23 protein-coding genes and 1 pseudogene are annotated in these 22,317 nt (G+C 65.6%); 13 read left to right on the top strand and 11 right to left on the bottom strand.

The genetic code is table 11. The features are described 5' to 3' along the window. Window positions 1-4 precede the first annotated feature (4 nt). From ARUE_RS21930 to ARUE_RS21910, 5 genes are all read left to right on the top strand, one after another. Complete coding sequence (locus ARUE_RS21930) at window positions 5-382, top strand: ArsR/SmtB family transcription factor (protein ID WP_014923390.1); 378 nt, start codon at window positions 5-7, stop codon at window positions 380-382. Beyond that, window positions 379-1,296, top strand: coding sequence for a cation diffusion facilitator family transporter (locus ARUE_RS21925; RefSeq protein WP_014923389.1), 918 nt, complete (start codon window positions 379-381; stop codon window positions 1,294-1,296). Before ARUE_RS21930 ends, ARUE_RS21925 begins: the two co-directional genes overlap by 4 nt. Further along, entirely contained in the window at window positions 1,296-1,985 is a 690-nt protein-coding gene (locus ARUE_RS21920; RefSeq protein WP_043471844.1) for a DsbA family protein, read from the top strand. The genes ARUE_RS21925 and ARUE_RS21920 overlap by 1 nt, the downstream gene beginning before the upstream one ends. A gap of 94 nt (window positions 1,986-2,079) precedes the next feature. After that, complete coding sequence (locus tag ARUE_RS21915; RefSeq protein ID WP_014923387.1) at window positions 2,080-2,766, top strand: hypothetical protein; 687 nt, start codon at window positions 2,080-2,082, stop codon at window positions 2,764-2,766. Then, window positions 2,763-3,374, top strand: a complete 612-nt coding sequence (locus tag ARUE_RS21910; protein ID WP_014923386.1) for a copper resistance CopC family protein — start codon at window positions 2,763-2,765, stop codon at window positions 3,372-3,374. The genes ARUE_RS21915 and ARUE_RS21910 overlap by 4 nt, the downstream gene beginning before the upstream one ends. Window positions 3,375-3,447: 73 nt before the next feature. Here the strand turns inward: ARUE_RS21910 and ARUE_RS21905 are convergent, their stop codons facing one another. Beyond that, window positions 3,448-3,891, bottom strand: a complete 444-nt coding sequence (locus ARUE_RS21905; RefSeq protein WP_043471841.1) for a hypothetical protein — start codon at window positions 3,889-3,891, stop codon at window positions 3,448-3,450. A 735-nt stretch (window positions 3,892-4,626) separates the two neighbouring features. Between ARUE_RS21905 and ARUE_RS21900 the strand changes: the two genes are divergently transcribed. Continuing rightward, window positions 4,627-9,528, top strand: a complete 4,902-nt coding sequence (locus ARUE_RS21900; RefSeq protein ID WP_014923384.1) for a DUF4082 domain-containing protein — start codon at window positions 4,627-4,629, stop codon at window positions 9,526-9,528. Between the two features lie 61 nt (window positions 9,529-9,589). Here ARUE_RS21900 and ARUE_RS21895 read toward each other — a convergent pair whose 3' ends face one another. The 10 genes from ARUE_RS21895 to ARUE_RS21850 all read right to left on the bottom strand — a co-directional run bounded on the left by ARUE_RS21895 (window position 9,590) and on the right by ARUE_RS21850 (window position 17,715). Next, window positions 9,590-10,636, bottom strand: a complete 1,047-nt coding sequence (locus tag ARUE_RS21895; RefSeq protein WP_014923383.1) for a TolB family protein — start codon at window positions 10,634-10,636, stop codon at window positions 9,590-9,592. Next, a complete protein-coding gene (locus tag ARUE_RS21890; RefSeq protein ID WP_014923382.1) occupies window positions 10,629-11,798 on the bottom strand; it encodes an ATP-binding protein in 1,170 nt (389 codons plus the stop codon). Before ARUE_RS21890 ends, ARUE_RS21895 begins: the two co-directional genes overlap by 8 nt. Before the next feature lie 289 nt (window positions 11,799-12,087). Then, window positions 12,088-12,660, bottom strand: coding sequence for a recombinase family protein (locus tag ARUE_RS21885; protein ID WP_014923381.1), 573 nt, complete (start codon window positions 12,658-12,660; stop codon window positions 12,088-12,090). 261 nt (window positions 12,661-12,921) lie between these two features. Next, complete coding sequence (locus ARUE_RS21880; RefSeq protein ID WP_081589179.1) at window positions 12,922-13,299, bottom strand: ArsR/SmtB family transcription factor; 378 nt, start codon at window positions 13,297-13,299, stop codon at window positions 12,922-12,924. Beyond that, window positions 13,283-14,545: an MFS transporter gene (locus ARUE_RS21875; protein ID WP_043471838.1), complete on the bottom strand. Its 1,263-nt coding sequence runs from the start codon at window positions 14,543-14,545 to the stop codon at window positions 13,283-13,285. The genes ARUE_RS21880 and ARUE_RS21875 overlap by 17 nt, the downstream gene beginning before the upstream one ends. Window positions 14,546-14,864: 319 nt before the next feature. Continuing rightward, a complete protein-coding gene (locus ARUE_RS21870; protein WP_014923378.1) occupies window positions 14,865-16,364 on the bottom strand; it encodes a multicopper oxidase family protein in 1,500 nt (499 codons plus the stop codon). Then, window positions 16,364-16,627: an SHOCT domain-containing protein gene (locus ARUE_RS21865; protein WP_043471836.1), complete on the bottom strand. Its 264-nt coding sequence runs from the start codon at window positions 16,625-16,627 to the stop codon at window positions 16,364-16,366. The genes ARUE_RS21870 and ARUE_RS21865 overlap by 1 nt, the downstream gene beginning before the upstream one ends. Continuing rightward, entirely contained in the window at window positions 16,624-16,956 is a 333-nt protein-coding gene (locus ARUE_RS21860; RefSeq protein ID WP_043471833.1) for a hypothetical protein, read from the bottom strand. Before ARUE_RS21860 ends, ARUE_RS21865 begins: the two co-directional genes overlap by 4 nt. Window positions 16,957-16,973: 17 nt before the next feature. Continuing rightward, window positions 16,974-17,399 (bottom strand): DUF302 domain-containing protein, encoded by a 426-nt coding sequence (locus ARUE_RS21855; protein ID WP_014923377.1) that lies wholly within the window; start codon window positions 17,397-17,399, stop codon window positions 16,974-16,976. 58 nt (window positions 17,400-17,457) lie between these two features. After that, on the bottom strand, window positions 17,458-17,715 hold the full coding sequence (locus tag ARUE_RS21850) for a metal-sensitive transcriptional regulator (RefSeq protein WP_014923376.1): 258 nt from the start codon (window positions 17,713-17,715) through the stop codon (window positions 17,458-17,460). Window positions 17,716-17,846: 131 nt separating this feature from the next. Here ARUE_RS21850 and ARUE_RS21845 point away from each other — a divergent pair. The 7 genes and pseudogenes from ARUE_RS21845 to ARUE_RS21820 all read left to right on the top strand — a co-directional run bounded on the left by ARUE_RS21845 (window position 17,847) and on the right by ARUE_RS21820 (window position 22,272). Further along, window positions 17,847-18,465, top strand: a pseudogene (locus tag ARUE_RS21845) (rhodanese-like domain-containing protein). Continuing rightward, the gene (locus ARUE_RS21840) at window positions 18,462-19,220 is read left to right on the top strand and encodes a sulfite exporter TauE/SafE family protein (RefSeq protein WP_014923374.1); all 759 of its coding nucleotides are present in this window, start codon (window positions 18,462-18,464) and stop codon (window positions 19,218-19,220) included. The pseudogene ARUE_RS21845 and the gene ARUE_RS21840 overlap by 4 nt, the downstream one beginning before the upstream one ends. Before the next feature lie 45 nt (window positions 19,221-19,265). Next, on the top strand, window positions 19,266-19,607 hold the full coding sequence (locus ARUE_RS21835; RefSeq protein WP_014923373.1) for a rhodanese-like domain-containing protein: 342 nt from the start codon (window positions 19,266-19,268) through the stop codon (window positions 19,605-19,607). 30 nt (window positions 19,608-19,637) lie between these two features. After that, entirely contained in the window at window positions 19,638-19,934 is a 297-nt protein-coding gene (locus tag ARUE_RS21830) for a rhodanese-like domain-containing protein (protein WP_014923372.1), read from the top strand. Between the two features lie 63 nt (window positions 19,935-19,997). Further along, window positions 19,998-20,360, top strand: coding sequence for a thioredoxin family protein (locus ARUE_RS21825; RefSeq protein ID WP_014923371.1), 363 nt, complete (start codon window positions 19,998-20,000; stop codon window positions 20,358-20,360). 112 nt (window positions 20,361-20,472) lie between these two features. Continuing rightward, window positions 20,473-20,718, top strand: coding sequence for a rhodanese-like domain-containing protein (locus ARUE_RS25045; RefSeq protein ID WP_353580119.1), 246 nt, complete (start codon window positions 20,473-20,475; stop codon window positions 20,716-20,718). A 150-nt stretch (window positions 20,719-20,868) separates the two neighbouring features. Then, window positions 20,869-22,272, top strand: coding sequence for a rhodanese-like domain-containing protein (locus tag ARUE_RS21820; protein WP_014923370.1), 1,404 nt, complete (start codon window positions 20,869-20,871; stop codon window positions 22,270-22,272). Window positions 22,273-22,317: the final 45 nt, after the last annotated feature.

The following is a 22,317-nucleotide window of genomic DNA, read 5'->3' as shown; positions in this document are numbered from 1 at the left end:
GGATATGCGAATCCTTTCCACGATTGATGTCCTGGCCCGGTTCGGCAAAGCCCTCGCGGACCCGACCAGGGCCGCGGTCCTGCTGCAGCTCAAGACGGGACCGGCGTTTCCTTCGGACCTGGCCGAGAGCATCGGCGTCAGCCGCCAGATCCTCTCCAACCATCTGGCCTGCCTGCGCGACTGTGGCCTGGTCGCCGCGGAACCGACGGGCAGGCGGGTCCGCTACGAGCTCGCCGACGCCAAACTGGCCCACGCCCTGGATGACCTGCTGGGCACCATCCTGACCGTGGACACCATCTGCGGTTGCGACGGAGACGACTGCGCCCAGGACACCACGCCGGATCCCTCGCCCGTTTCCGAGGCCCTGGAGGTCCGCGCGTGAGTGGGCACGACCACGACCACGCCGCTGCGGCAACGGCGCGCCGTGGCAAGCTGATCATCGTCTTTGCCATCACCTTCACGGTGATGATCGCCGAAATCATCGGCTCCGCACTGACCGGTAGCTTGGCGCTGCTGGCAGATGCCGGCCACATGTTTACCGACTCGGCGGGCCTGCTGATAGCACTCATCGCCGCGTCCCTGGCACTGAAACCGGCCACCCTGAAGCGCACCTGGGGCTACAAACGCGCCGAAATCATCGCCGCCGCCGGACAAGCGGCACTGTTGCTCGCGGTCGGCGGGTTCGTCATCGTCGAGGGCGTCCGCCGGCTCTTCGAACCCCCGGAGATCGGCGAATCCACGATGCTCTGGTTCGGCATCATCGGCCTGGCCGGCAATGTCATCGGCCTGCTTGTCCTCGCCTCGGGCCGGAACCACAACTTCAACATGAAAGCAGCCTTCCTCGAGGTCCTCAACGATGCCCTCGGCTCCGTTGCCGTCATCGCCGCAGCGATCATCATCGCCCTGACCGGCTGGCTCCAGGCCGACGCCCTCGTGTCCTTGCTCATCGGCGTCCTGATCATCCCGCGCACACTCAAACTGCTGCGCGATACGGTCAGTGTGCTCATGGAATCCACCCCCAAGGGCCTGGACCTGGCCAAGGTGCGTGAGCACATTCTGGCCCTGCCGCACGTGGTGGACGTCCACGACCTTCACGCCTCGCTCGTGGCCTCCGGAACCCCGGTTCTTTCAGCCCACGTCACCGTCGAGGACCACTGCATGACCGACGGACACGCCGCCAGCATCCTGAAGGATCTGCAAGGCTGCGTCGCCCAGCACTTCGACGTCAGCGTCGAACACTCCACCTTTCAAATAGAACCCGCCGCCCACCGCGACCAGGAAAGCATCCACCACTGATGACTCAAACCAAAACCCCTCCCCCGCCCATGGACACCGCCAGGAAGGCCAGGGTCTTCATCTGGGTCCTGCTGGCCGTCCTCGTCGCCGTTGGGGCGATCTGGTACACCGTGTTCACCCTGAACAAGCCCGCCCCGGAAGCCGCCCAACCTGCCGCGGAAGCCCAACTGGTCCGCGAGGACAGCCACCGGGTCACCTCTCCGGCCACCGAAAAGGCCCAACTGGTGGAGTTCCTGGACTTCGAATGCGAAGCGTGCCTCGCGGCCCAGCCTGTGGTGGAGGAGCTGAAGAAGGAATTCGGTGACCGGATCACGTTCGTCAACCGCTACTTCCCGCTGCCGGCGCACCGTAACTCGGCCACCGCGGCGCTGGCCGTTGAGGCCGCCGCCCAGCAGGGCAAGTACGAGCAGATGTACGCCAAGATGTTCGAAACCCAGCCGCAATGGGGAGAGAAGACCGAGTCCCAGGCGCCGCTGTTCCGCACGTTCGCCCAGGAGCTCGGGCTGGACCTGGCCGCCTACGACGCCGCCGTGGCCGATGACAAGACCAAGGAACGGATCAAGAAGGACATCGCGGACGGCACCGCCCTGGGAGTCAAAGGCACTCCGACGTTCTTCCTCAACGGCGAAATGCTGACTCTGGAGACCAAGGAGCAATTCCGGCAATTGCTGGTCGACGCCGCCAAATAGCCGGGCCGCGCCGTCCCCATAAGGACCGGTGTTGCCTCGCCTATCCTTCTACTTAACGTAGAGCAAGAGTTTTTGATGAAAGGAACGGTGTGCGATGGTTTCTGCGCGTGCACCGTTCCGCGTCCCCCGGGCCGCTGCCGTTGCCGTGACGGTCCTTGCCCTGGCCGCGGGGGCGCACTTGCTGGCCGGCGGCGAACTGCCTGCCTTCCCGGTGATGACCGCCTTGGCGGCCGTCGTTGCCCTCTCGGCGGTGATGCTGGCCGGGACCAAAATGACCGCCCCGGTGCTGGCCGGTTATCTGGGCACCTGCCAGGCGGGCCTGCATCTGGCGTTCTCTGCCCTCTCCGGAGCCGGTTCGCCCCTGACCGGAAATTCCCACCACCCCGGATCGGTTGCCGGGCCGGGGATCGTCGAGGCCAGCGTCCCGCATGAGCATCTGAGCAACGATGCCAGTCCCGGCATGCTCGGAATGCACATCGTAGCGGTCCTGGTCACGGCGCTCTTGATGGCACGGGGCGAGGCGGCCCTGTGGGCCCTGGCGGCCTGGCTGCGGCCCCTCATTGACCCGCCCACGGCAACGCCGATCAAGGCATGGTCCTGGTTTGCGTTCACGGCCACCGAGACCATTGCCCTGCGGTGGAAAGGTCCAGGACAGCCGCCGGCCCGGGGACCGCCCCCGGCGGCTCCGCGCTGCCATCGCCTGAGCATGTGTCCCAGGCGTCGCTGGCGCGCACCGGCCCCGTCATCGTTTCACTTAGCAGAATTGCAGAACCAGCCATGAATTCCCGTCATACCCGACGTATCCGTATCCGCCTGGCCCTCGCCGCGGCCATCCTGATCCCCGCCTTCGCCGCTGCACCGGCAATGGCCCACGACGCCCTCGAGTCGACCACACCGGCTAAGGACACCACCGTCACCACTGCCCCCGGCAGGGTGTCCCTGACACTTTCGGAACCGCCGATGGATACAGCGCAGCTGAAACTGAGCGTCATCACCGTCACTGACGAAACCGGCAAGACACTCAGCGACGGCACCGTCACCGTAGAGGGTCCCACCATCTCCACCGCGATCACCGGCGGGGCCAACGGCGCCTACAAGGTCCTCTGGCGGACAGTGTCCTCCGACGGCCACCCCATTGAAGGCAACTACTCCTTCACGGTCCAGGACCCTGCCCAGGCAGCAACCGCCACATCATCGGTGGCGCCCACACCCTCGGCAGGAACTGACTCCAGCACTCCGGCACCGGCGGCTGCGACAGCACCGGATCAGATCAAACCCAACGACGACAACGCCCCCATGGCCGTCGGCATAGCCGCCGCCATCCTCGCTATCGCCGCTGCGGTCTTCTTCATCGCGCGCAAGCGCAGGGACAAGGGCGCAAGAGCCTAGCCACACACCGTCGGTTTATCCGCCGGCCCGTGGGCTCCGGGTCAACTGGCCAGGAGCCCGCTGGCCGGCGGCGCTACTGTGCAGCTGCCACGGTGCGTCGATCGGACAGGCCGCGGGAGATCCAGCCGGCGATGGTTCCACAGGCCATGACCGCCAAGGCGGCCATCCCGAGATAGAACAGCACCGTCGGAAGGCCGGACGGCGCCGAGGACCCGTCCACGGCAGCCATGATGCTCAGCCAATAGGCCACCGTGGCAACCATCCACAAGGCACCGGCTGCCGCTGCCAGCCAGGACCAGCGCGAAAACCATGCCTGCCCGCGCCGATAGGACAAGGCAACAGCGACTGCGATGACCCCTGCGACCGCCACCAACTGAAGGCCGAAAAGATATGGGCCCGCAACCAGCCCCACGGGAACGCACAGTCCACCGATCAGCACGAGTCGACGGGCGCCAAGCGGCATCTTTGCGGCCTCCGAAGGGGCCGCGGAGGCGCTGGCCTCGGAATCTGAAATCATCGGGTTACATGGCTCCTTGAAGAATGGGGGCTGCGGGTCGTCAGGAGTAGCAGGGACAGCCGTGTACGGAAATCCGGCAAACGCAGACGACCACACCCCGACGTTACAGCAATTTCTGAATCATCGAGGACAGCTGGTGCGGCCACCAGGAACACCCTCTAGGGTGTCTTCCGTGGGCTGTCCGGTTAGCGCCATCAAGCCACGGCCCCTCGTATGCGGAAAACCCGCAACTCCCTTAGGAATGCCAGATCGTGAGTCACCAAACATATGTGAACATGCTTTCATACATCGGCCGTTTTGGTGTTACTGCGGTCCGCAGCGCTGAGAATCGAGTGCAGAAAGTGCCCTCCGGATGGATCACTCGCGGTGATGGCCGAACGCCTCTCGGGTGAGGATGAACCGGCCGGCGGCTCGAGTGCCGGCACCTTGACCGTCGGCGTAGGACCGGAGCCCCCGGGTTTGTTGACGGAAGGCCTTGTGACGCGCCAGCCCGCACCCTTACACTGCCTCCCAAGGGTTACTTGGCGAATTCGCTCCGGTGATCCGGCTTTGGCCTGATGGTTAGTGGCTAAGGCTGGATCCGGTCCAGTTCTTCCGGAACGACGAGCCAAGCACAGTACCTGAGTGTTCATAACTGAAGATCTTGGTTTGACCCTGGCTGGGGAGCGGCAAGCAGGGACCGCGCGGACAGTGCGGCCTCATCTCGCAACAGGCGTGTCCACTCCAGGAGTTCCTATGTCCGGTCCTTCAGCCACCCCGCAGCCAGTCCTGAAGCGTTTGGTCGTGCCCTTGGTCCTGATGCTGGTTGCCGCTTTGCTTCCGTTCACGGTTCCGGCGGCTTTCGCGGCAGGTCCGTGTGATCCTGTGGTGAACCCGGTGGTGTGCGAGAACTCCAAGCCCGGCAACCCGGCCTCGGAGTGGGACATTTCCGGCCCGGGCGATGACAGCATCCAGGGGTTCTCCACCGAGATCAGCGTCAACGCCGGGCAGCCGGTCCGTTTCAAGATCGACACACCCGCGCCCAGCTACACCATCGCGATCTACCGCACCGGCTGGTACGGCGGCGACGGTGCACGCAAGGTTGCCGACGTGACCCCGTCTGCCTTACGCCAAAACCAGCCCCCGTGCCTGAACGACCTCAGCACCGGATTGTATGACTGCGGCACGTGGGCGGTGTCGGCTGCGTGGCAGGTGCCGGCCACGGCCGTCTCCGGGGTCTACGTCGCGCTGCTGACCAGGCCGGACACGGGCGGGCAAAGCCACATCACCTTCATTGTGCGCGCCGACGGCAGCCGTTCGGACGTTGTTTTCCAGACCTCGGATCCGTCCTGGCAGGCGTATAACTCCTACGGGGGCTCGGACTTCTATCAGGGCGTGAACGGCCGGGCGTACAAGGTCAGCTACAACCGCCCGGTGGCAACCCGGGGCGGGCCGGGCGGCCGGGATTTCTTCTTCGCCAACGAATACCCGATGGTGCGGTTCCTGGAACAGAACGGCTATGACGTCAGCTACATCAGCGGCCTCGACACCGACCGGAGCGGGGCCCAGTTGCTCAACCACAAGGTCTTCCTCTCGGTCGGGCATGACGAATACTGGTCGGGCCAGCAACGGGCGAACATCACCGCCGCCCGCGATGCCGGGGTGAACCTGCAGTTCCTCTCCGGTAATGAGGGGTACTGGCGCACCCGCTTCGAGCCTTCCCCCGTGGACGGTACGGCTGGCCGGACCCTGACCTCCTACAAGGAAACCTGGGCCAACGAAAAGATCGACCCCAGCCCCGAATGGACCGGCACCTGGCGTGACCCGCGCTTCGCTGCCCAGGCCAACGGCGGCGGGCTGCCCGAAAACGGGCTGACCGGAACCATTTACATGTCCAACTACTCCGATTTGCCGGTGACCGTCGATTCGCAGGAAGGCAAGACCAGGCTGTGGCGGAACACGTCTCTGGCCTCGCTGCCGGCCGGTTCCTCGGCGGCGCTGGCGCCGCACACGGTCGGATATGAGTCCGACGAAGACCTCGACAACGGGTTCCGCCCACCGGGTCTGGTCCGGTTGTCCACCACCGTCGGGGAGGTGCCCCAGTACCTTCAGGACTTCGGCAACACCGTCCTTCCCGGGACCACAACCCATCATGTGACCCTTTACCGTGCCGCCAGCGGCGCGCTGGTGTTCTCTGCCGGCAGCGTCCAGTGGACGTGGGGTCTGGACGAGGTGCACGACGGCGACGGCGCACCAGCCGATCCGCGGATGCGGCAGGCCCAGGTCAACCTCTTGGCCGACATGGGCGCTCAACCCGCCACCCGGGCTGCCGGGCTGGTTGCCGCCGTCCCGAGCACGGACAGGACCGCGCCCACCGCAGCGATCACGGCCCCGGCCGACGGGGCGACCGTGCCGCACGGGACCAGCGTCACCGTCACCGGAACCGCGGCCGACACCGGCGGTGTTGTGGCCGGCGTCGAGGTCTCCACCGACGGCGGCGCCACGTGGCACCCGGCCCAAGGCAAGCAGAACTGGACGTACACGTACATCCAGAAGGGTCTGGCTACGGCAACCATCCAGGCCCGGGCCATTGATGACAGCGCCAACATCGGCCCGGCCGCCACCAGGAACCTGGCCCTCAGCGGCCCTTACAGCGTCTTCGGTCAAACCGTTCCCGCTGTCACGGACTCGGGCGACGGCGGCGCGTACGAGATGGGGATGCGCTTCACGCCGTCGGTGGACGGGTTCATCACCGGTGTCCGCTTCTACAAGAGCGCGGCCAACACCGGCACCCACACCGGGTCCCTGTGGAGTTCCACCGGGGAGCGTCTGGCCACGGCGACGTTCACGAACGAAACCCCCTCCGGGTGGCAGTCCGTGCTGTTCAGCCAGGCCGTTCCCGTCGCAGCGGGCCAAAAGTATACGGTGTCCTACTGGGCGCCGAACGGCCGGTACTCGATCCAGAATTTCCAGTGGGCGAGCTTTGGCGCCACGGATGCCCCGTTGAAGGTGGCCGGGGGTTTCGGGGCCGAGCCGGCCGGTGTCTATACCACCTCCTCCGGGTTCCCGACGTCGAGCTATAACGGCGGCAACTACTTCGCCGATGCCCTGTTCAGCACGGTGGACAGCAGCCCCATGACGGTCTCCGGGCACACGCCGTTCCCGTCCTCGTCCAGCGTTTCGGTGGACACCGAGGTCAGTGCCGTGTTTTCCAAACCTGTCACCACCTCCAGCGTCCAGCTTGCCCTGCAGTCCCCCGACGGCCCTGTCAGCGGCACGACGGCATACGATCCCGCCACCCGGCGGGCAACCTTCACCCCGACCAACGCACTGGCGTTCAGCACCCAGTACACCGCAACGCTCTCGGGAACGGACACCCTCGGTGGTCCGGTGACGGCAGACGGGACCTGGTCGTTCACGACCGGGGCAACAGTGCCGGTTCCGGGATCTTGCCCGTGCAGCCTCTTTGACGACTCCGTCACGCCGGGCATCGCTCAGATTCAGGACGGCGTTCCGTTGACGCTGGGCGTGCGGTTCTCCAGCGTTTCCGCCGGTGAAGTAGTGGGTATGCGTTTCTACAAGTCAGCCGGAAACACCGGCACGCACAACGGTGCCCTCTACACGGCGGCCGGGCAGCAACTGGCCACGGTGGCGTTCACCAATGAGAGCGCCTCGGGGTGGCAGACGGCAATGTTCAGCCAACCGGTCCAGATGGCTGCGAACACGGACTACATCGTGTCCTACAAGTCACTGACCGGCACCTATTCTGCTACGGCCAATGGATTCGGTTCGGGCATGAGCGTTGGTCCGTTGCGGGCTGGCCCGGATGCGGGCGCCTACACGTACAGCGGCGACTTTCCGGGATCACGATCAACAGCAAGCTACCTGGTCGATGTCATCGTGATGGTCCCACCACCGGCCTTCACCCCGACGGGCCAGTCCCCGCACCCGGGCGCGTCCAGCGTTCCGCTGGACAGCCAGGTCAATGCGGTCCTGTCCGAACCGGCTGAGGCATCCAGCGTCAACCTGACGGTAAAAGCCGCTACCGGTACAACCGTTCCCGGGTCCACCAGCTACGACCCTCAGACGAGGAAGGTCACGTTCAGCCCGGCGGCGCCGCTCGCGGCCGGGACGTCGTACACGGCCACCGTCACGGCAACCGCTGTGTCCCGGCAACCACTGAGCAACGCTTCCTGGACGTTTGCCACTGTCCCTGCCCCGAGGACGCCCGGGACGTGCCCCTGCACGCTGTATCAGGACTCCGTATCGCCCACCGTCGCGGAGGTCAACGACGGCATGCCCCTGACCCTGGGGGTCCGGTTCGCCAGCGACACCGCCGGCCAGGTCACCGGCGTACGGTTCTACAAGGCCGCCGGGAACACCGGCACGCACACCGGCTCCCTGTACACGGCCGGCGGTCAGCTTCTGGCCACCGTCACCTTCACCAACGAATCCAGTTCCGGCTGGCAGACAGCAACCTTCAGCCAACCGGTCGACATCACAGCCAACACCGAATACGTCGTGGCGTACAAAGCTCCCGCCGGAACCTACTCCTACACTCCGGCTGGTTTCGGGGACGGATTCGCCAGCGGGCCGCTGCGCACGGCCCCGGATTCCGGAGCGTTCAGCTACAGCGCAGACTTCCCCGGCACGGCCTCGACGGCGAGTTATCTGGTGGATCTGGTCTTCATGGCCGCCGTGCCGCCGCTGACGATAACCGACCGGTCCCCTGCGCCGGACGCCACGGGAGTCCCTGTTGATGTCAAACCAGCGCTGACGCTCTCCTCCGCCATCAAGCCGGGTGCCTCGTTCACGCTGGGAGCGAACGGGGCACCTGTTGACGGCAGTGCTGCCCTGTCCGCCGACGGCCGCACCCTGACGTTCACCCCGGCGGCCGTCCTGCCGGGCACCACCGCCATCTCCGTCACCGTCAGCAACGTCGAATCCCGTCAGGGCCAGACGCTGCCGACCACGACCTGGCAATTCACCACTGCCGACCCTGATGCTGTCCAAGCCTCCATCTTTGGGGAACTCCAACCCCAGACAGCGGCCTCCGATGATGCGTCATCGGTTGAACTGGGGACGGCGTTCACGGTCTCCGAAGCCGGCAATGTCACCGGCATCCGGTTCTACAAGGGAACAGGAAACACCGGAATCCACGTTGGCTCCCTGTGGAACGCCGCGGGAACACGGCTGGCCCAAGTGACCTTCACGAATGAAACAGCGAACGGCTGGCAAACCGCGATGCTGTCCTCCCCGGTAGCCGTAGTTCCGGGGGAAACGTACGTCGTGTCCTATCTGGCGCCCAACGGCCGCTACGCCTACACGCCTGCGTTCTTTGCCCAAACCTGGGCCAGCGGCGTGTTCACCGCCGCCGGTCCCAACAACGGCCGCTACCTGTACGGTTCCGGCGGTGCTGCACCAACGAACTCGTGGAACTCCACGAACTACTTCGTCGACGTCCTCTACTCGGCAGCGGCACCGGCACCGGCACAGGCGACGCCAGGCCCAACGCCCACGCCTACCCCGACCGCAACGCCGGCCCCATCCGCAACGGCGACACCCTCACCCAGTCCGACCGCCAGCCCGTCACCCAGCCCCGCGCCGAGCCCCACTCAGTCCGGCGGCCTGCTGTGCGGCCTGCTGGGAACCTGCTGAGGCGTGGAAGGACATTCAGACTGCTGACGTCCGTCCGCTCCCCCGGTTTCCGGGCCGGACGTCAGCGGACCACACTCGGCGACCACGCGTGCTCAATGAACAGGCTCGGCTGGGAGGCGGGATCGGTTGGCAGTTTCCAGATGTTGCTGTCACCTTCAGTGGTGTCGTCCGCCAGACCATACAACAGGGTCTGATCATCCAGCCACTCAATCTGGTCATCGACGCTGCGTTTCTCCGAAAGCACCGTTTCGGTGCCGGTTTCCAGGTCAAGCAGCGCCACGTTCCAATGCGCGGCCAAGGGCCCGCCGACGTTCTTCTTATACGCGATCCTGGTGCCGTCCGGCGACACCGACGGGCACTCAACGTTGTCGTGGATGGCCGTCAGCGTCCTGGCCGCGATACTCCCCTGGACCAGCCAGATCCGCCCTGACGACGCGGCCGTGGCGTAAAAGACATCACTCCGGCCGGGTGCGAACGTCACACCCCAGATGTTCCTGTCACTGGCCAGCAGCCGTTCGCCGTTCACGATGAGTGCGAAGTCTTCGAGGTTTCCTGTACCGCCGCCGGGCAACGTGATCTCGGTTGCTGTGGAGAACCCCGCTTGAGTGTAGGAGTGGCCGGAGACAAACACCGTGGTGGCGATCAGGGACCCGTCCGCACTGACACGCGCCCGGCTCGGAATGCCGGGCACAGGCCACGAACGCTCCTGCCGCCAGTCCCGGTTCAGGACAGATGTTTCGTGAGTAGTCACCAAACCACGGTTGGATCTGAGACAGACCACCGTGGCGGCAGCGGCATAGACCCGGTCGCAGGCCTGGTCACTGACGGCACGCGTGCCGCCAGGGGCAGAAAGAGGCACCGTGGCCGCATTGCCATACCCCTGCCCGTCGGCTGTGTTCCTGAAAAGAACGAAAGGGACCCCCGGGAGGGGCTGGCCTGCCGTGACCTCTACCGATGAGGTCGCCCTGCGGCTCTCCTCGAAGCGCTGGTACGCTCCCGCCGCGTAGATCCCGGCCCCGGCAAGGACCAGCGCGGTAACAGCCAAGAGAATTCCCCACCGCAACCTCCCACCTGCAATGGTCCCGGTTCCTGCGCTCGTCTTATTCATGGAGGCGTTTGACGTAGTCAGCCATGCCCGGCACGGTGAACGCTACGACACCGAGTGCTGGTGCGTAGATGATCCCCTTGTCGATCAAGGATGCGCGGGTCATGGTCATGGAGCTTTGCTTCTTGTGCGCCCGTTCGGCAAGTTCAGCGGTGCTGGATCCTTCATCACCGTCGATCGCCATCAGGCGGAGGAAATCCTTCTCAGCCTTCGAGGCCCGTTTCCAGCGTGACGGGAAGAACCCTTGGTCCAGTTGCGCGCGGCCGATTTCCACCGCAATTTTGGCGTCGTCGAAGGTCACGGTCTTCTCCGGTGCTGTTTCCCAGGCCGCGTAGCCGTACTCCTGCAGGAAGTACGGGTACGCGCCCGAGGCGCTCAGGAGGAGGTCTTGGGCTTCGGGTACGAACGATGCCCCAAACCTTCGGGCCGGGACGACCAGGGCTGCCTCGGCGGCTTCCCTCGACAGAGCTCCGATGCTGCGGTAGTTGAAGATCCTTTCGGCGTAGGAGCGCGCTTCGCTGAGTACCGAGGGCAGATTGGGCAGCCCTGCGCCCGCGATGTAGAAAGGCCATTCGCGTTGGCCGGCCAGGTGCTGGGCGCTCAGGAGAGCGGCGATGAGTCCCTCGTCCAGGTCCTGCATCTCATCGATGATGAAGATCAGGCCCGAACGCTTCTCCGCCAACGCCAGGCAGAGATCCTCAATCAGTTCTTCCAGGTCCACTTCGATAGACCCGGAATCGGCGCGGCCGTGATTGAGGTTGACCCCGATATCGATGCCGGTCACGCCGAGTTTCGCGGAGAAGGAGGCGATGCTGCCAAGCGCCGCCACGAGCCGTTCCCCCGCACCGCGGCGGTTCAGCTTCCGCCCTGCCTGCAGCAAGCTCCGGGCGAGCTTGGCCCGAACGGCTTCCGGCCCTCCCTCAGCGTCCCTGCCCTCCAGGAAAACCACCATGAATTCTGCGTGTTCGGCCTGCCGACGAAACTCGTTCAGCAGCACCGTTTTTCCCACCCCGCGAAGCCCATGCAGGACGATCCCTCGGTCGGGCCGTCGCTGCCGGGTCTTGGCCAGCAGCAGATCGAAGGCATCGATCTCACTCTGGCGCCCAACCAGCTCAAAGGGCCGTCGCCCCGAACCGGGCGAATACGGATTCAAAGCACTTTCCATATCAAGAACTATAAGCCATTATCCAGCATTTTGGATATGCACTTATAGTTGTGGATTCAGAGCTTGGGTGGGCACGGATCGCCAGCGCAGAGGGCCCGGCACTCCTGAGAGTGTCGTCAGGGGCAATCTATTTAGGTTCTGTTGGGTTTCAGTGGTTGTAAACGATTGACTGAGCGCTTGTGGGGCCGTGAGCATAGGGCGCAGAGCAACTTCAGAAGTCCTTATCTGCTGAACGGCCGTACCTCACGGATATGCTGGTCGTTCTGCTGTTCCATGTGATGGCCGTCGTTCATGGTTTGGCGAGGTGCCGGTAGATGGTGGGCCGGGTGACGCCGAATTCCTGGGCGATGTGCTCGACCGTGTGTGCACGCTTGCCGTCGGGCCCCTTTTCTTCATACATTTCCCGCGCCAGCCTGACCTGGCGGGGCCCCAGTTTTGGTTTCTGCCCGCCCGTCCTGCCACGCGCACGGGCGGCCGCCAGACCGTCACGGGTCCGTTCAGACATCAGGGCGTGTTCGAACTCGGCGATCGAGCCAAGGATTTGGAAGAACATCCGTCCCAGCGCGGTGGAGGTATCGATGCCCTGGTCCAGAACGACGAGGTCCACGCCTCGTTTCTGCAGCGTGTTGGATAAATCGATGAGGTTTTCCAGCGACCGCCCGAGCCGGTCGAGTTTGGTGACGACAAGCTGATCACCGGGCCGGTTGGCCGAGAGCAGCGCCTTGTCGAGTTCGGGTCTGCGGGCGAGTTTTCCGGAGGCAGTGTCGAGGAAGATCTGCTCACAGCCGGCCGCTGTCAGGGCGTCGTGCTGGGATTGGGGGTGCTGGTCATGGGTGGAGACCCGTCCGTATCCGATACGCATCCCCAAAATGTATCAGTAACCCGGCTGGACGTTACATAGGAGCGTACACGTGAAGCATTACAAATGAGATCCCGTGCTTCCGCGGTTTTTAGAACCCGACTTTGAGTGTCTTGCGAACGATCGTTACAGGTCAGTCTGGAAGTGACTTGCCCTCTCTGATACGGTCACCTGCTGTCGATTTCAGAAGTCGGCTGCATGAGATGGCAGCTGGGTCGCCGTGTTGGTGCCCATGGGCGCGGCTTTTGGCATGGGGAGGGGATGTCAGTCGTGGGTGGGTTCTCCGGTGGTCCGGTGGTCGGCGTGGTTGATGGTTTCGCGGATGAGCCGGACCAGGTGCCCGTCGTGGAGGGAGTAGATGACGTGCCGGCCGTCCTTGCGGGTGTCCACGAGGCCGCTGAGCCGGAGTTTGGCCAGATGCTGGCTGACCACGGTCCGGGCAGCCCCGGACGCGTCGGTGAGTTCGGTGACGGTTTTCGGGCCGTTGGAGAGCTGCCAGAGCAGGTGCAGGCGGGTGGGTTCGGCGAGCATCCGCAGCGTCCCGGCAGCTGTTTCGAGCAACTCCGGGCCCGGGGTGACCGGGTGGACCAGGGAAGGCTCCTGGGGGATGGTGCTGAACGCGCTGCTAGGACGGCTGCTCAACGTTCTGCTCCTCTTTGGTGGGTTCCTGGGAGGCCGCGGCGGTGTGCCGGGGCCAGGACAGGAATGCACCTGCACTTCCTATCATCGCAATAATTGTCAGGGCAAGCGCGGCCCAGCCCAGTCCGGCGGCGGCTCCGATCCAGCCAGCCAGCGGGTAAGTCAGGATGTAGCAGGCGTGGGACAGGGAGAACTGCGCGGTGAAGACGTAGGGCCGGGTTTCCTCGGTGGAGGCATCACGCAGCAGCCGGGACGAGGGCGTGAGGATCGTGGAGTTTCCCGCGCCGAGCAGGAACCACAGCCCCAGCAGCAGCCACCACCCGGACCCACCGGCCCCCAGCATGGTCAGGACTGTGGCACCGGCCAGCACGGCAGGGATCACGGCGGCGCCGGTGAGCATCACGGCACGGTCCCCGAACCGGTCCAGGACCCGGGGCGCTGACAAGGCGACGATCATGGACCCGACTCCGAAGCAGGCCAGGGCCAGGGCCAGGTCGGTGTCGGGGCGGTGCAGGACGTCGCGGACGTAGACCACGGTGTTGACGAGCACCAGGGCCGTCGGTGCTGCGACCACGAGGTTCAGTGCCAGCAGGGACCGCAGGCGCCGGTTGCGCCAGAAGATCCGTGCACCCAGGGTGGTCCGGTGCCACAGCGACGTCTGCGGCCCGGCCGGGGCGGAAAGCCGCGGCAGAACCGTGATGATGACCATGAAGGCCGAGAACAGGAAACCCGCGACGGTGCCGATAAACAGGTTGTTGTAGCTGATCAGCGCCAGCAACAAAGCCGCAAGGGCCGGGCTGACCAGGGCTTCCATGTCGTAGGCCAGCCGGGAGAGGGACAACGCGCGAGTGTAGTCCCGCTCGTCCTTCAAAACGGTGGGGATCAGCGACTGGAACGCCGGGGTGAAGGTCGCGGAGGCGGACTGCAGCAGGAAGATCACGACGTAGATCTGCCAGGTGTCGGTGATGAACGGCAGACACAGTGCCATCGCCGCCCGGATCAGGTCCGCCCCGATCAGCACCGGCTTTTTCGGCAGCCGCGCCACCAGTGCGTTGATCAACGGGGCCAGACCCACGTAGGCCAGCATCTTGATCGTCAGGGCCGTTCCCAACACCGCCCCGGCGTTCCGGCCGGCCAGGTCATAGGCCAGCAGCCCCAGGGCCACCGTGAGCAGGCCCGTGCCGATCAGGGCCACGATCTGTGCGGCGAACAGCCGCCGGTAGGTCACATTCCGCAGAACCGCTAACATCAGTCCACTCCCATAAGTGCATAAGTGCGCGTATCTGCACTAATAGTAGTCGACTTTCGTCCTGCCCGTTCGCCCATCGACGGGCCAGACCGCAAGAGGTGTCTGCCTGGAGCTGATCCGCCGAAGCCTAACGGCCGTCTCAATGCCGGCGTCCGGTGCCGGCCGGAGGCATGCATCTCGTTTCGCTGCCTCGTCCCGGCACTATGGGAGCTCCTGCATTCGCCGGCGGGCCTACGCGTATAGCCGTGGGCTCGGCCAGGCCCGTGCTTCAGGCAGTATGGCCTTTCGCAGTGGGTTCGAGGCCCGGGAGGACACCGGGTCACCGGGCCTCGATCAGGCCCATCATGCCGCTGTCCTCGTGATCCAGAATGTGGCAGTGATAGACGGTTTTGCCGGTGAAATCATCGAAGGCGATCCGGACCCGGACATTGCTGCGGGCCGGGACGTCGACCACGTCCTGCCATCTGGGAGTGTCCACGGGCTGGCCTGCCTGCTCCATGATCTGCATGGGCCACACGTGCAAGTGCACCGGGTGGTCCATCGGGCTCGTGTTCCTCAGCGTCCACTCTTCGACAGCACCGGCCGGAACCGTGGTGTCGACCCGTGCCGGGTCAAACGGTCTGCCGTTGATGGTAAAACTCATCATCCCTGAACCCTGTCCCATGCCGTCGCCCATGCCTGCGCTGCCGCTGCTGTTATTGCCCATGCCCATGGCGAAGACCAGTTCGCGCCGGGCGGTGACCGGCTCAGCGCGAAGGTCCCGGGGCGCCGGCTGCTCGGGGACCGGCGCGAGGGCGGCGCCGGGTGCGCCGGCGACGGTGAAGGTCGCGAGGGCGGTACCGTCGGGACTGGCCGGAGACCGCGTGGTCCCGTTGCCGCCCATCATGGACCCCATGCTGCCCCTGTTCACGGGCAGGGCGCGCAGCACGGACGTCCCCACCTCGGCGGTAACCAGCAGGTCCGCCCTGTTGCCGGGAGCCAGCAGCACCTCCTCGACGTCACGTGGGGTCCGGTGGCGGCCGGAGTCCAGGCCCAGCAGCTGCAGCTGCTGGCTGTCCAGTCGAAGCCTCAGATACCGCCCGGTGCAGGCATTGATGATCCTCCACCGTTCACGCTCGCCCGGCCGGGCGGCCAGGCGAGGATTCAGCTGCCCGTTGACCAGCACGAGCTCACCTTCCCGGCCCATCATTTTCTCCATCGCCGACACCGCGGCGATACTCCCGTCCGCGTTCAGGGAAATGTCGGAAATCACCAGGACCCGTTCCCGGCTGGCAGGGATGGGCCGGGGATCCTGGACGACAATGGCCCCGTACAGCCCGCCGAAAATCTGGTCGGCGACCATACCGTGACGATGCGGGTGGTACCAGAACACGCCCGGCGGGTGGTTCGCCGGCAGCCGGTACTCATAATGAAAGGATGTTCCCGGTTCAATGGAAAGCAGCGCATTGTCGCTGTTGCCCAGCGGGGAAACGTGCAGCCCGTGGACGTGCAGATTCGTCGCCTCCTCCAACCGGTTCTCCAGCGTCACGTTCAACCGGTCTCCGGCCTGAAGGAACAGGGTGGGTCCGGGAAGGGACCCGTTATAGGACAGCGCCGTGGCATCCCTGCCGGCGATCCTTACCCGTCCCGGGGCCGCTGAAAGCTTCAGCTGAAGCAGGCCACCGGCGCTGTGCAGGGCCTGGGGTTCGTTCAGGTCCTGCCCGCCGGCAGCCTGGAACCCGGCGCCCGGACCCCACAGCAATCCTGCCGCGCCCGCCGCGGCGGCCGCCGCCCCGGCGCCTCCCAGGAGCAGGGCACTGCGGCGGCTGAGAGGTTGCATCATGTACCGTCCCCAAGGACTTCCAGCCTTTCACGGTATTCCTCCGTGGTTATGTCGCCCCTGGCGTAGCGTTCATCCAGGATCCGCCGGGCAGTACTCACATCCGCAGGTCCGGGCCCGCCCGGGCCGGAACCCTCGCCCCGGTTAGTCCTGCCGCCGGAGAAAGCCCGTACGGCAAGGATGCCCAGCAGGACGATACCGATAATCAGCAGCAGCCAGAACAGCCACGCCCATCCCATCATCGAACCATATCCGTCCATCATTTTCGCGCTCCGTTTCCTGCGGCATCGGCCGCTGTCCTGCCGGCTGCACTCCGCACCGGGGCCCGATCAGGGTCCAGCGCCAGGTCGGCTGCTTCCAGTCCGGCCGAGCGCATGCTGTTTTCGCGGGCCAGGATCCTGACGTCGTCCCGGAGCAGGCCTGGGAGGGACCCGGCGAGGTCTGTCCCCGGGCCGGGCCTGCCACCGCGGCCACCCTGGACGATGACTTCCAGCCGGACGCCCGCACCAAGTGCCCCGACTGCGTTGGCAGCGCTGTGCGGCACAGCCGGCAGATCAGAGGACGGGCCTGTGTGCAGGACTAGTCCGGGCATCGGGTTTCCTGACCCGCTCACGATGCGGAGCCGTCACCATCGGCGATCCCGGCCAAGGCGGCACGCAGGCGGGTGCCGGCGTCGTCGGCGATCTCCTGGACGGCCGGGGTGCCGCTGAGCTGGACCATGGTCTGGGGGTCGATGGCCTGGATGGTGGTGACAAGGGCGTCCTTGCCGCGACGGACAACGACATTGCATGGCAGCAGAGTGCCGAGCTCCGGTTCGGCCGCGAGGGCGCGGCTGGCGAGGGCGGGGTTGCAGGCGCCGAGGATCACATAGTCGCCCACGGCGCCGGCGGCGCCGGTTCCGAGTTTGGCCTCGAAGGTGGCGCGGACGTTGATTTCCGTGAGAATTCCGAAGCCCTGTTCATTGAGGGCGTCGCGGGTGCGCTGTACTGCTTCGGCATAGGAGAGCGGGACGGTGACGGTATGCGTATAGCTCATGCGGGACTCCTTGTACTCGGTTACGGGTGCTCGGCCGCGGGATTGGGCGTAACTTGGTCTAGGCGAGGGAGAGGAAGAGTTTCTCCAGGTCCTTCTTATTCATGCTCATGTCTTCCCGGACGATGCACTGCTCCAGGCCGCTGGCGATGATAGCGAAGCCGGCCCGGTCCAGGGCCTTGGAGACGGCGGCGAGCTGGGTGACGATGTCCTTGCAGTCCCGGCCCTCCTCCAGCATGCGGGTCACGGCTGCCAGCTGGCCCTGCGCGCGCTTGAGCCGGTTGACCACGGGGGTCAGTTCTGTTGAATCCAGTTGCATGCTGAGCTCCAAATAATGGGGTTTATGCATGCAATCATATACCCCCAGGGGTGTGTTGACTACCCCCGGGGGTATCTGAAATACTCGGTGGGGTATTCGTCTGCACCAACGTTTCGTCTGAGAGGACATCCATGAATTCCCCTTCCACATCAGTTTCCGCCGTCACGTCCCTGGCGCCGGAGACCCTGCGCAGCTGGGTGAACGAGCACCAGGACCTTCTCGTGATCGATGTGCGTTCCGCGGCCGAATTTGATTCCCTGCACATCCGTGGCTCCTACAACGTTCCCCTGCCGCTCCTCTCGGAGCACACCGAGGAGCTGGCCGCCCGGCTGGGCAGCCGCGTGGTCCTGGTCTGCCACTCCGGCGCACGGGCCGAGCGGGCACGCCAGCGCCTCGGCACAGCCGGCATCGACACCGCGTACGTTCTCACTGGCGGGGTTCCCGGCTTCGCGGCTGCCGGCGGGGACGTTGTCCGGGGCAAGAACCGGTGGGATCTCGAGCGCCAGGTCCGCCTCGCCGCAGGCTCCCTCGTGGTGCTGGGGCTGGCCGGAGGCAAATGTTTCCCCCAAGATCCGGATGCTCGCCGGCGCGATCGGCACGGGCCTGACCTTCTCGGCCGCAACCAATACCTGCGCGATGGGCCAGGCGATCTCTGCGATGCCGTGGAATAAAACTGCCAAGGAACCCACCCGCGAAACCGCCATCCTGCAGCTGTCGGCGGCCACAGCCAGGCAGACCCCGGCAGCATGATTGCGGCCCTGGCGCTGGGCCTCTTCGTCGGGATCGTGCTCGGTGTCGTGGGTGGCGGAGGGTCAATCATCGCCGTCCCCGCCCTGGTCTACGGCCTCGGCATGAGCCCCGCCGAGGCCATCCCCACGTCCCTGCTGGTGGTCGGCGTCTCGTCGCTGGCGGCCCTGATCCCGCGGCTCCGCGAGGGCATTAACTGGCCCGTGGTCCTGCTCGTCGGGGCGGCCGGCATCCCTGCAGCATGGGGCGGTGCTGCGGTAGGCCGGCTCCTGGATCCGGACATCCTGATGCTCGCCTTCGCGGCCATCATGGTCATCGCCGGGATCCGGATGCTGGCCCACACCACCGAAACCGAAGGCTCCTGCAGCACCGGGCCCAACCGTGCCTTCCGCACCTGCGCCCCCAAAGCCGTGGGAACCGGACTCCTGGTGGGCTTCCTCACCGGACTCCTGGGCGTCGGCGGCGGATTCCTGATCACCCCGGCCCTCACACTCTTCCTGGGACTGCGCATGAAACAGGCCATCGGATCATCCCTGGCCATTATCGTGATCAACTCCGCCGCAGGCTTCGGAGCCCACGCCGCCGGCTTCACCATCGGATGGCCCACCGTCCTGGCCTTCGCGGTCCCTGCGCTCCTCGGCTCGCTCGGTGTCGCCCGCCTTGCCCGGCGCCTCACGGACAAGCACATCCGCATCTCGTTCGCGGTCCTGATTTTCGCCGTCGCGGCCTGGGTCACGGCCAGTACCGTCACCGCCTGACAGATCATCCGCACAGACATCCCGCACAAACCAAGGAGAACACCCATGGGTCTGATCAGTTCCCTAAAAAAAGCCTTCAGCAAGCCCTACAACACGACCACCGTGGCCGAAGCAAAGGACCTGTTGGCCTCCGGAGCCACCCTGATCGATGTACGTTCTGCCCAGGAATGGCGGTCCGGGCGCGCACCGCAGGCCAAACACGTCCCCCTGGACCGGCTGCAGACCAGCACCGCCGGCATCCAGAAGGCGCGTCCCGTCATTGCCATGTGCCAGTCCGGGGTCCGCTCGACCTCTGCGGCCCGGATCCTCGCCGCCCAGGGCTACGAGTCCTACTCCCTCCGCGGCGGCATGGGCGCCTGGCGCCAGGCCGGCGAACCCGTCCGCTAACAACACCCAGAACTTTCTAAGGAGAACCCCGTGGCTGAAATCACCGTCACCGAAACGGACCAGCGCCGCAACCAGGCCCGGATCCTCGATGTCCGCGAGGACTTCGAGGTCGCCGAAGGCATGATCCCCGGCGCCCTGCATATCCCGATGGGACAGCTGCAGACACGCCTGTCCGAGCTGGACCCGGCCGTGCCCGTCATCGCAGTGTGCCGCAGCGGCAACCGCAGCGCCCAGGTTGCCGATGCCCTCAACGGCGCCGGCTACACCGCGGACACCATGGCCGGCGGCATGATCGCCTGGACCCGCGCAGGACTCCCCACCACCTGACCTTCCTGCCGGAGGGCCTGCACCACTGACCGCTTTATACGCACCCGGAAGGACACGAACCTGATGGCAACCATCGACATCACCCAACAGACCCTCGCTGAGACTTTGGAGAACAACGACGTCGTCTTCGTTGACTTCTGGGCAGGCTGGTGCAGCCCGTGCCGCATGTTCGCCCCCACCTACCAGGCGGCGTCCGAAAACCACCCGGACATCACCTTCGCCAAAATGGACACCGAGGCCGAAGAGGCCCTCGCCGCGGCGGCCGGCATCACCTCAATTCCCACCCTGACGGCCTTCCGGAACAAGACCCTGGTCTTTTCCCAGCCTGGCGCCCTTAATGCCGCCGGCCTGGAGCAGGTCATCCAGGGTGTAAAGAACCTGGACATGGACAAAATCCGCGCCGAAGCCTCACAGCAGCCGACCTGAAACCGACCTCGAAAGCGGAATCAATGCGCACCATAACGGCCGATGACCTCGCCGCCATCTATCCCCGTGCCGTGAGGAATACGCCACCGCCCACGTCCCCGGGAGCCGGAACATCCCGCTGGATGAACTGTCTGTCCGTCTCAACGACCTCCCCGCCATAACCCTGCATCTCCTCTGCAGCTCCGGCAAGCGCAGCAGCCAGGCCACCACGATTCTCTCGGGACGCGGTTACGGCGCAGTGAACGTCGCCACGGCGGAATCACCGAGTGGTACCGCAACGGCCACCCTGTTACCTACGCACCCCTGCCGACGGAGCACCTCCGGCCCGGACGCCGGCGCTTACCTGCGTCACTTCTGACCCGGCTCCTCACTCACCGCAGGGGCGTCACCTGAACCCAGGCAGCACGGCCCGCACCCGCTTGCGATATACCCCCTGGGGTATTAGTATTATTTTCAGAACGACGGGGACGGGTTCCCCTCCACACCAGTTCACGAAGGAGAGCACCAGATGCTTATTGAGCGTATTTACGACGAAGACCTCGCCCAGGCCAGCTACCTGATCGGCTGCCAGGCGAACGGAACCGCGGTGGTGGTTGACGGCCGCCGCGACATCGCTGTCTACCAGGATCTCGCCGAGAAGAACGGCATGAAGATCGTGGCCGTCACCGAGACCCACATCCACGCTGACTACCTCTCCGGCACCCGCGAGCTCGCTGCCGCGACCGGAGCGAAGATCTATGTCTCCGGCGAAGGCGGGCCCGACTGGCAGTACGAATTCGACGGCGAACGTCTCTACGACGGCGACACGATCACCATCGGCAATATCAGCATCCGGGCCCTGCACACCCCCGGACACACTCCCGAGCACCTGTCCTTCCTGGTGACCGACGGCGCGTTCAGCGACCGGCCCGGTTACCTGCTCTCCGGTGATTTCGTCTTCTCCGGCGACCTGGGACGTCCGGACCTGCTGGACGAAGCAGCCGGCGGCCTCGACACCCGCTTCGAGGGCGCCAAGCAGCTCTTCGCGAGCCTGCGCGATAAGTTCCTCACCCTGCCCGACTACGTCCAGGTCCACCCGGCCCACGGCGCAGGCAGCGCCTGCGGCAAGGCCCTGGGCGCCATCCCCTCCTCCACTGTCGGCTACGAGCGGCTGTACGCGTGGTGGGGTCCCTACCTGGCTGCCAACGACGAGCAGGGTTTCATCGACGAGCTCCTCGACGGCCAGCCCGATGCCCACGCCTACTTCGGGCGGATGAAGCGCGAAAACCGGGTTGGTCCGACGATCATGGGCGAACGCGCCCCGCTGCAGGAGCTGGACCCCACCGCCGTCACCAAGGACCTCGCCGAGGACAAAGTGACCTTCGTTGACACGCGTCCCAACACCGAAGTCCACGGGGGCACGGTCACCGGTTCCGTGAACATCCCCGTGGGCAAGTCCGTGGCCAGCTACGGGGCCTGGGTTGTGAACCCCGAATCCGACAAGAACCCGCTGGTTCTGCTCGCCTCCGGTCAGGAACAGGCCCAAAAAATGTGGGACCACCTGGTCCGGGTCGGTATCGACAACGTCGCCGGGTACGTCACCGGCTTCGAGGGCTTGCCCACGTTCACCCCGCGCGTGATGCAGCCGGCGGAACTGGCCGGCTTTGACGCTGCAATGGTGCTCGATGTCCGCAACCGCTCTGAGCACACCGCCGGACACATCCCGGGATCACACCAGCTCAGCGGCGGCCGCGTCATGTGGCACCTCGACGAGCTCCCGGCCGAAGGCCCCATCGTGACCTACTGCCAAAGCGGCGTCCGGAGCTCCGTGGCAGCCAGCGCCCTGCGCCGCGCCGGCTACGACGTCGTGGAACTCGACGGCAGCTACGCCGCCTGGGACACCTTCCAGCGCTCTATGGCCTCCGCCGGCTGACCCGGCAGCGCCGAAAACAGTTCCACCCATAATCGGCGGCGGCCC

The organism is Arthrobacter sp. Rue61a, from assembly GCF_000294695.2.
Taxonomy (GTDB): Bacteria; Actinomycetota; Actinomycetes; order Actinomycetales; family Micrococcaceae; genus Arthrobacter; species Arthrobacter aurescens_A.
The sequence above is the reverse complement of the archived record's forward strand: the minus strand, read 5'-3'. Positions and strand labels throughout refer to the sequence as shown.

Bases quoted from the DNA above. Each gene is read 5' to 3' on its own strand.
- ARUE_RS21855 (WP_014923377.1), bottom strand. From the start codon at position 17,399: ATGAGCTATACGCATACCGTCACCGTCCCGCTCTCCTATGCCGAAGCA.
- ARUE_RS21820 (WP_014923370.1), top strand. From the start codon at position 20,869: ATGCTTATTGAGCGTATTTACGACGAAGACCTCGCCCAGGCCAGCTAC.
- ARUE_RS21910 (WP_014923386.1), top strand. From the start codon at position 2,763: ATGAATTCCCGTCATACCCGACGTATCCGTATCCGCCTGGCCCTCGCC.
- ARUE_RS21870 (WP_014923378.1), bottom strand. From the start codon at position 16,364: ATGCAACCTCTCAGCCGCCGCAGTGCCCTGCTCCTGGGAGGCGCCGGG.
- ARUE_RS21915 (WP_014923387.1), top strand. From the start codon at position 2,080: ATGGTTTCTGCGCGTGCACCGTTCCGCGTCCCCCGGGCCGCTGCCGTT.
- ARUE_RS21850 (WP_014923376.1), bottom strand. From the start codon at position 17,715: ATGCAACTGGATTCAACAGAACTGACCCCCGTGGTCAACCGGCTCAAG.
- ARUE_RS21840 (WP_014923374.1), top strand. From the start codon at position 18,462: ATGATTGCGGCCCTGGCGCTGGGCCTCTTCGTCGGGATCGTGCTCGGT.
- ARUE_RS21835 (WP_014923373.1), top strand. From the start codon at position 19,266: ATGGGTCTGATCAGTTCCCTAAAAAAAGCCTTCAGCAAGCCCTACAAC.
- ARUE_RS21865 (WP_043471836.1), bottom strand. From the start codon at position 16,627: ATGATGGACGGATATGGTTCGATGATGGGATGGGCGTGGCTGTTCTGG.
- ARUE_RS21895 (WP_014923383.1), bottom strand. From the start codon at position 10,636: ATGAATAAGACGAGCGCAGGAACCGGGACCATTGCAGGTGGGAGGTTG.
- ARUE_RS21905 (WP_043471841.1), bottom strand. From the start codon at position 3,891: ATGATTTCAGATTCCGAGGCCAGCGCCTCCGCGGCCCCTTCGGAGGCC.
- ARUE_RS21900 (WP_014923384.1), top strand. From the start codon at position 4,627: ATGTCCGGTCCTTCAGCCACCCCGCAGCCAGTCCTGAAGCGTTTGGTC.
- ARUE_RS21920 (WP_043471844.1), top strand. From the start codon at position 1,296: ATGACTCAAACCAAAACCCCTCCCCCGCCCATGGACACCGCCAGGAAG.
- ARUE_RS21825 (WP_014923371.1), top strand. From the start codon at position 19,998: ATGGCAACCATCGACATCACCCAACAGACCCTCGCTGAGACTTTGGAG.
- ARUE_RS21890 (WP_014923382.1), bottom strand. From the start codon at position 11,798: ATGGAAAGTGCTTTGAATCCGTATTCGCCCGGTTCGGGGCGACGGCCC.
- ARUE_RS21860 (WP_043471833.1), bottom strand. From the start codon at position 16,956: ATGCCCGGACTAGTCCTGCACACAGGCCCGTCCTCTGATCTGCCGGCT.
- ARUE_RS21885 (WP_014923381.1), bottom strand. From the start codon at position 12,660: ATGCGTATCGGATACGGACGGGTCTCCACCCATGACCAGCACCCCCAA.
- ARUE_RS21875 (WP_043471838.1), bottom strand. From the start codon at position 14,545: ATGTTAGCGGTTCTGCGGAATGTGACCTACCGGCGGCTGTTCGCCGCA.
- ARUE_RS21930 (WP_014923390.1), top strand. From the start codon at position 5: ATGCGAATCCTTTCCACGATTGATGTCCTGGCCCGGTTCGGCAAAGCC.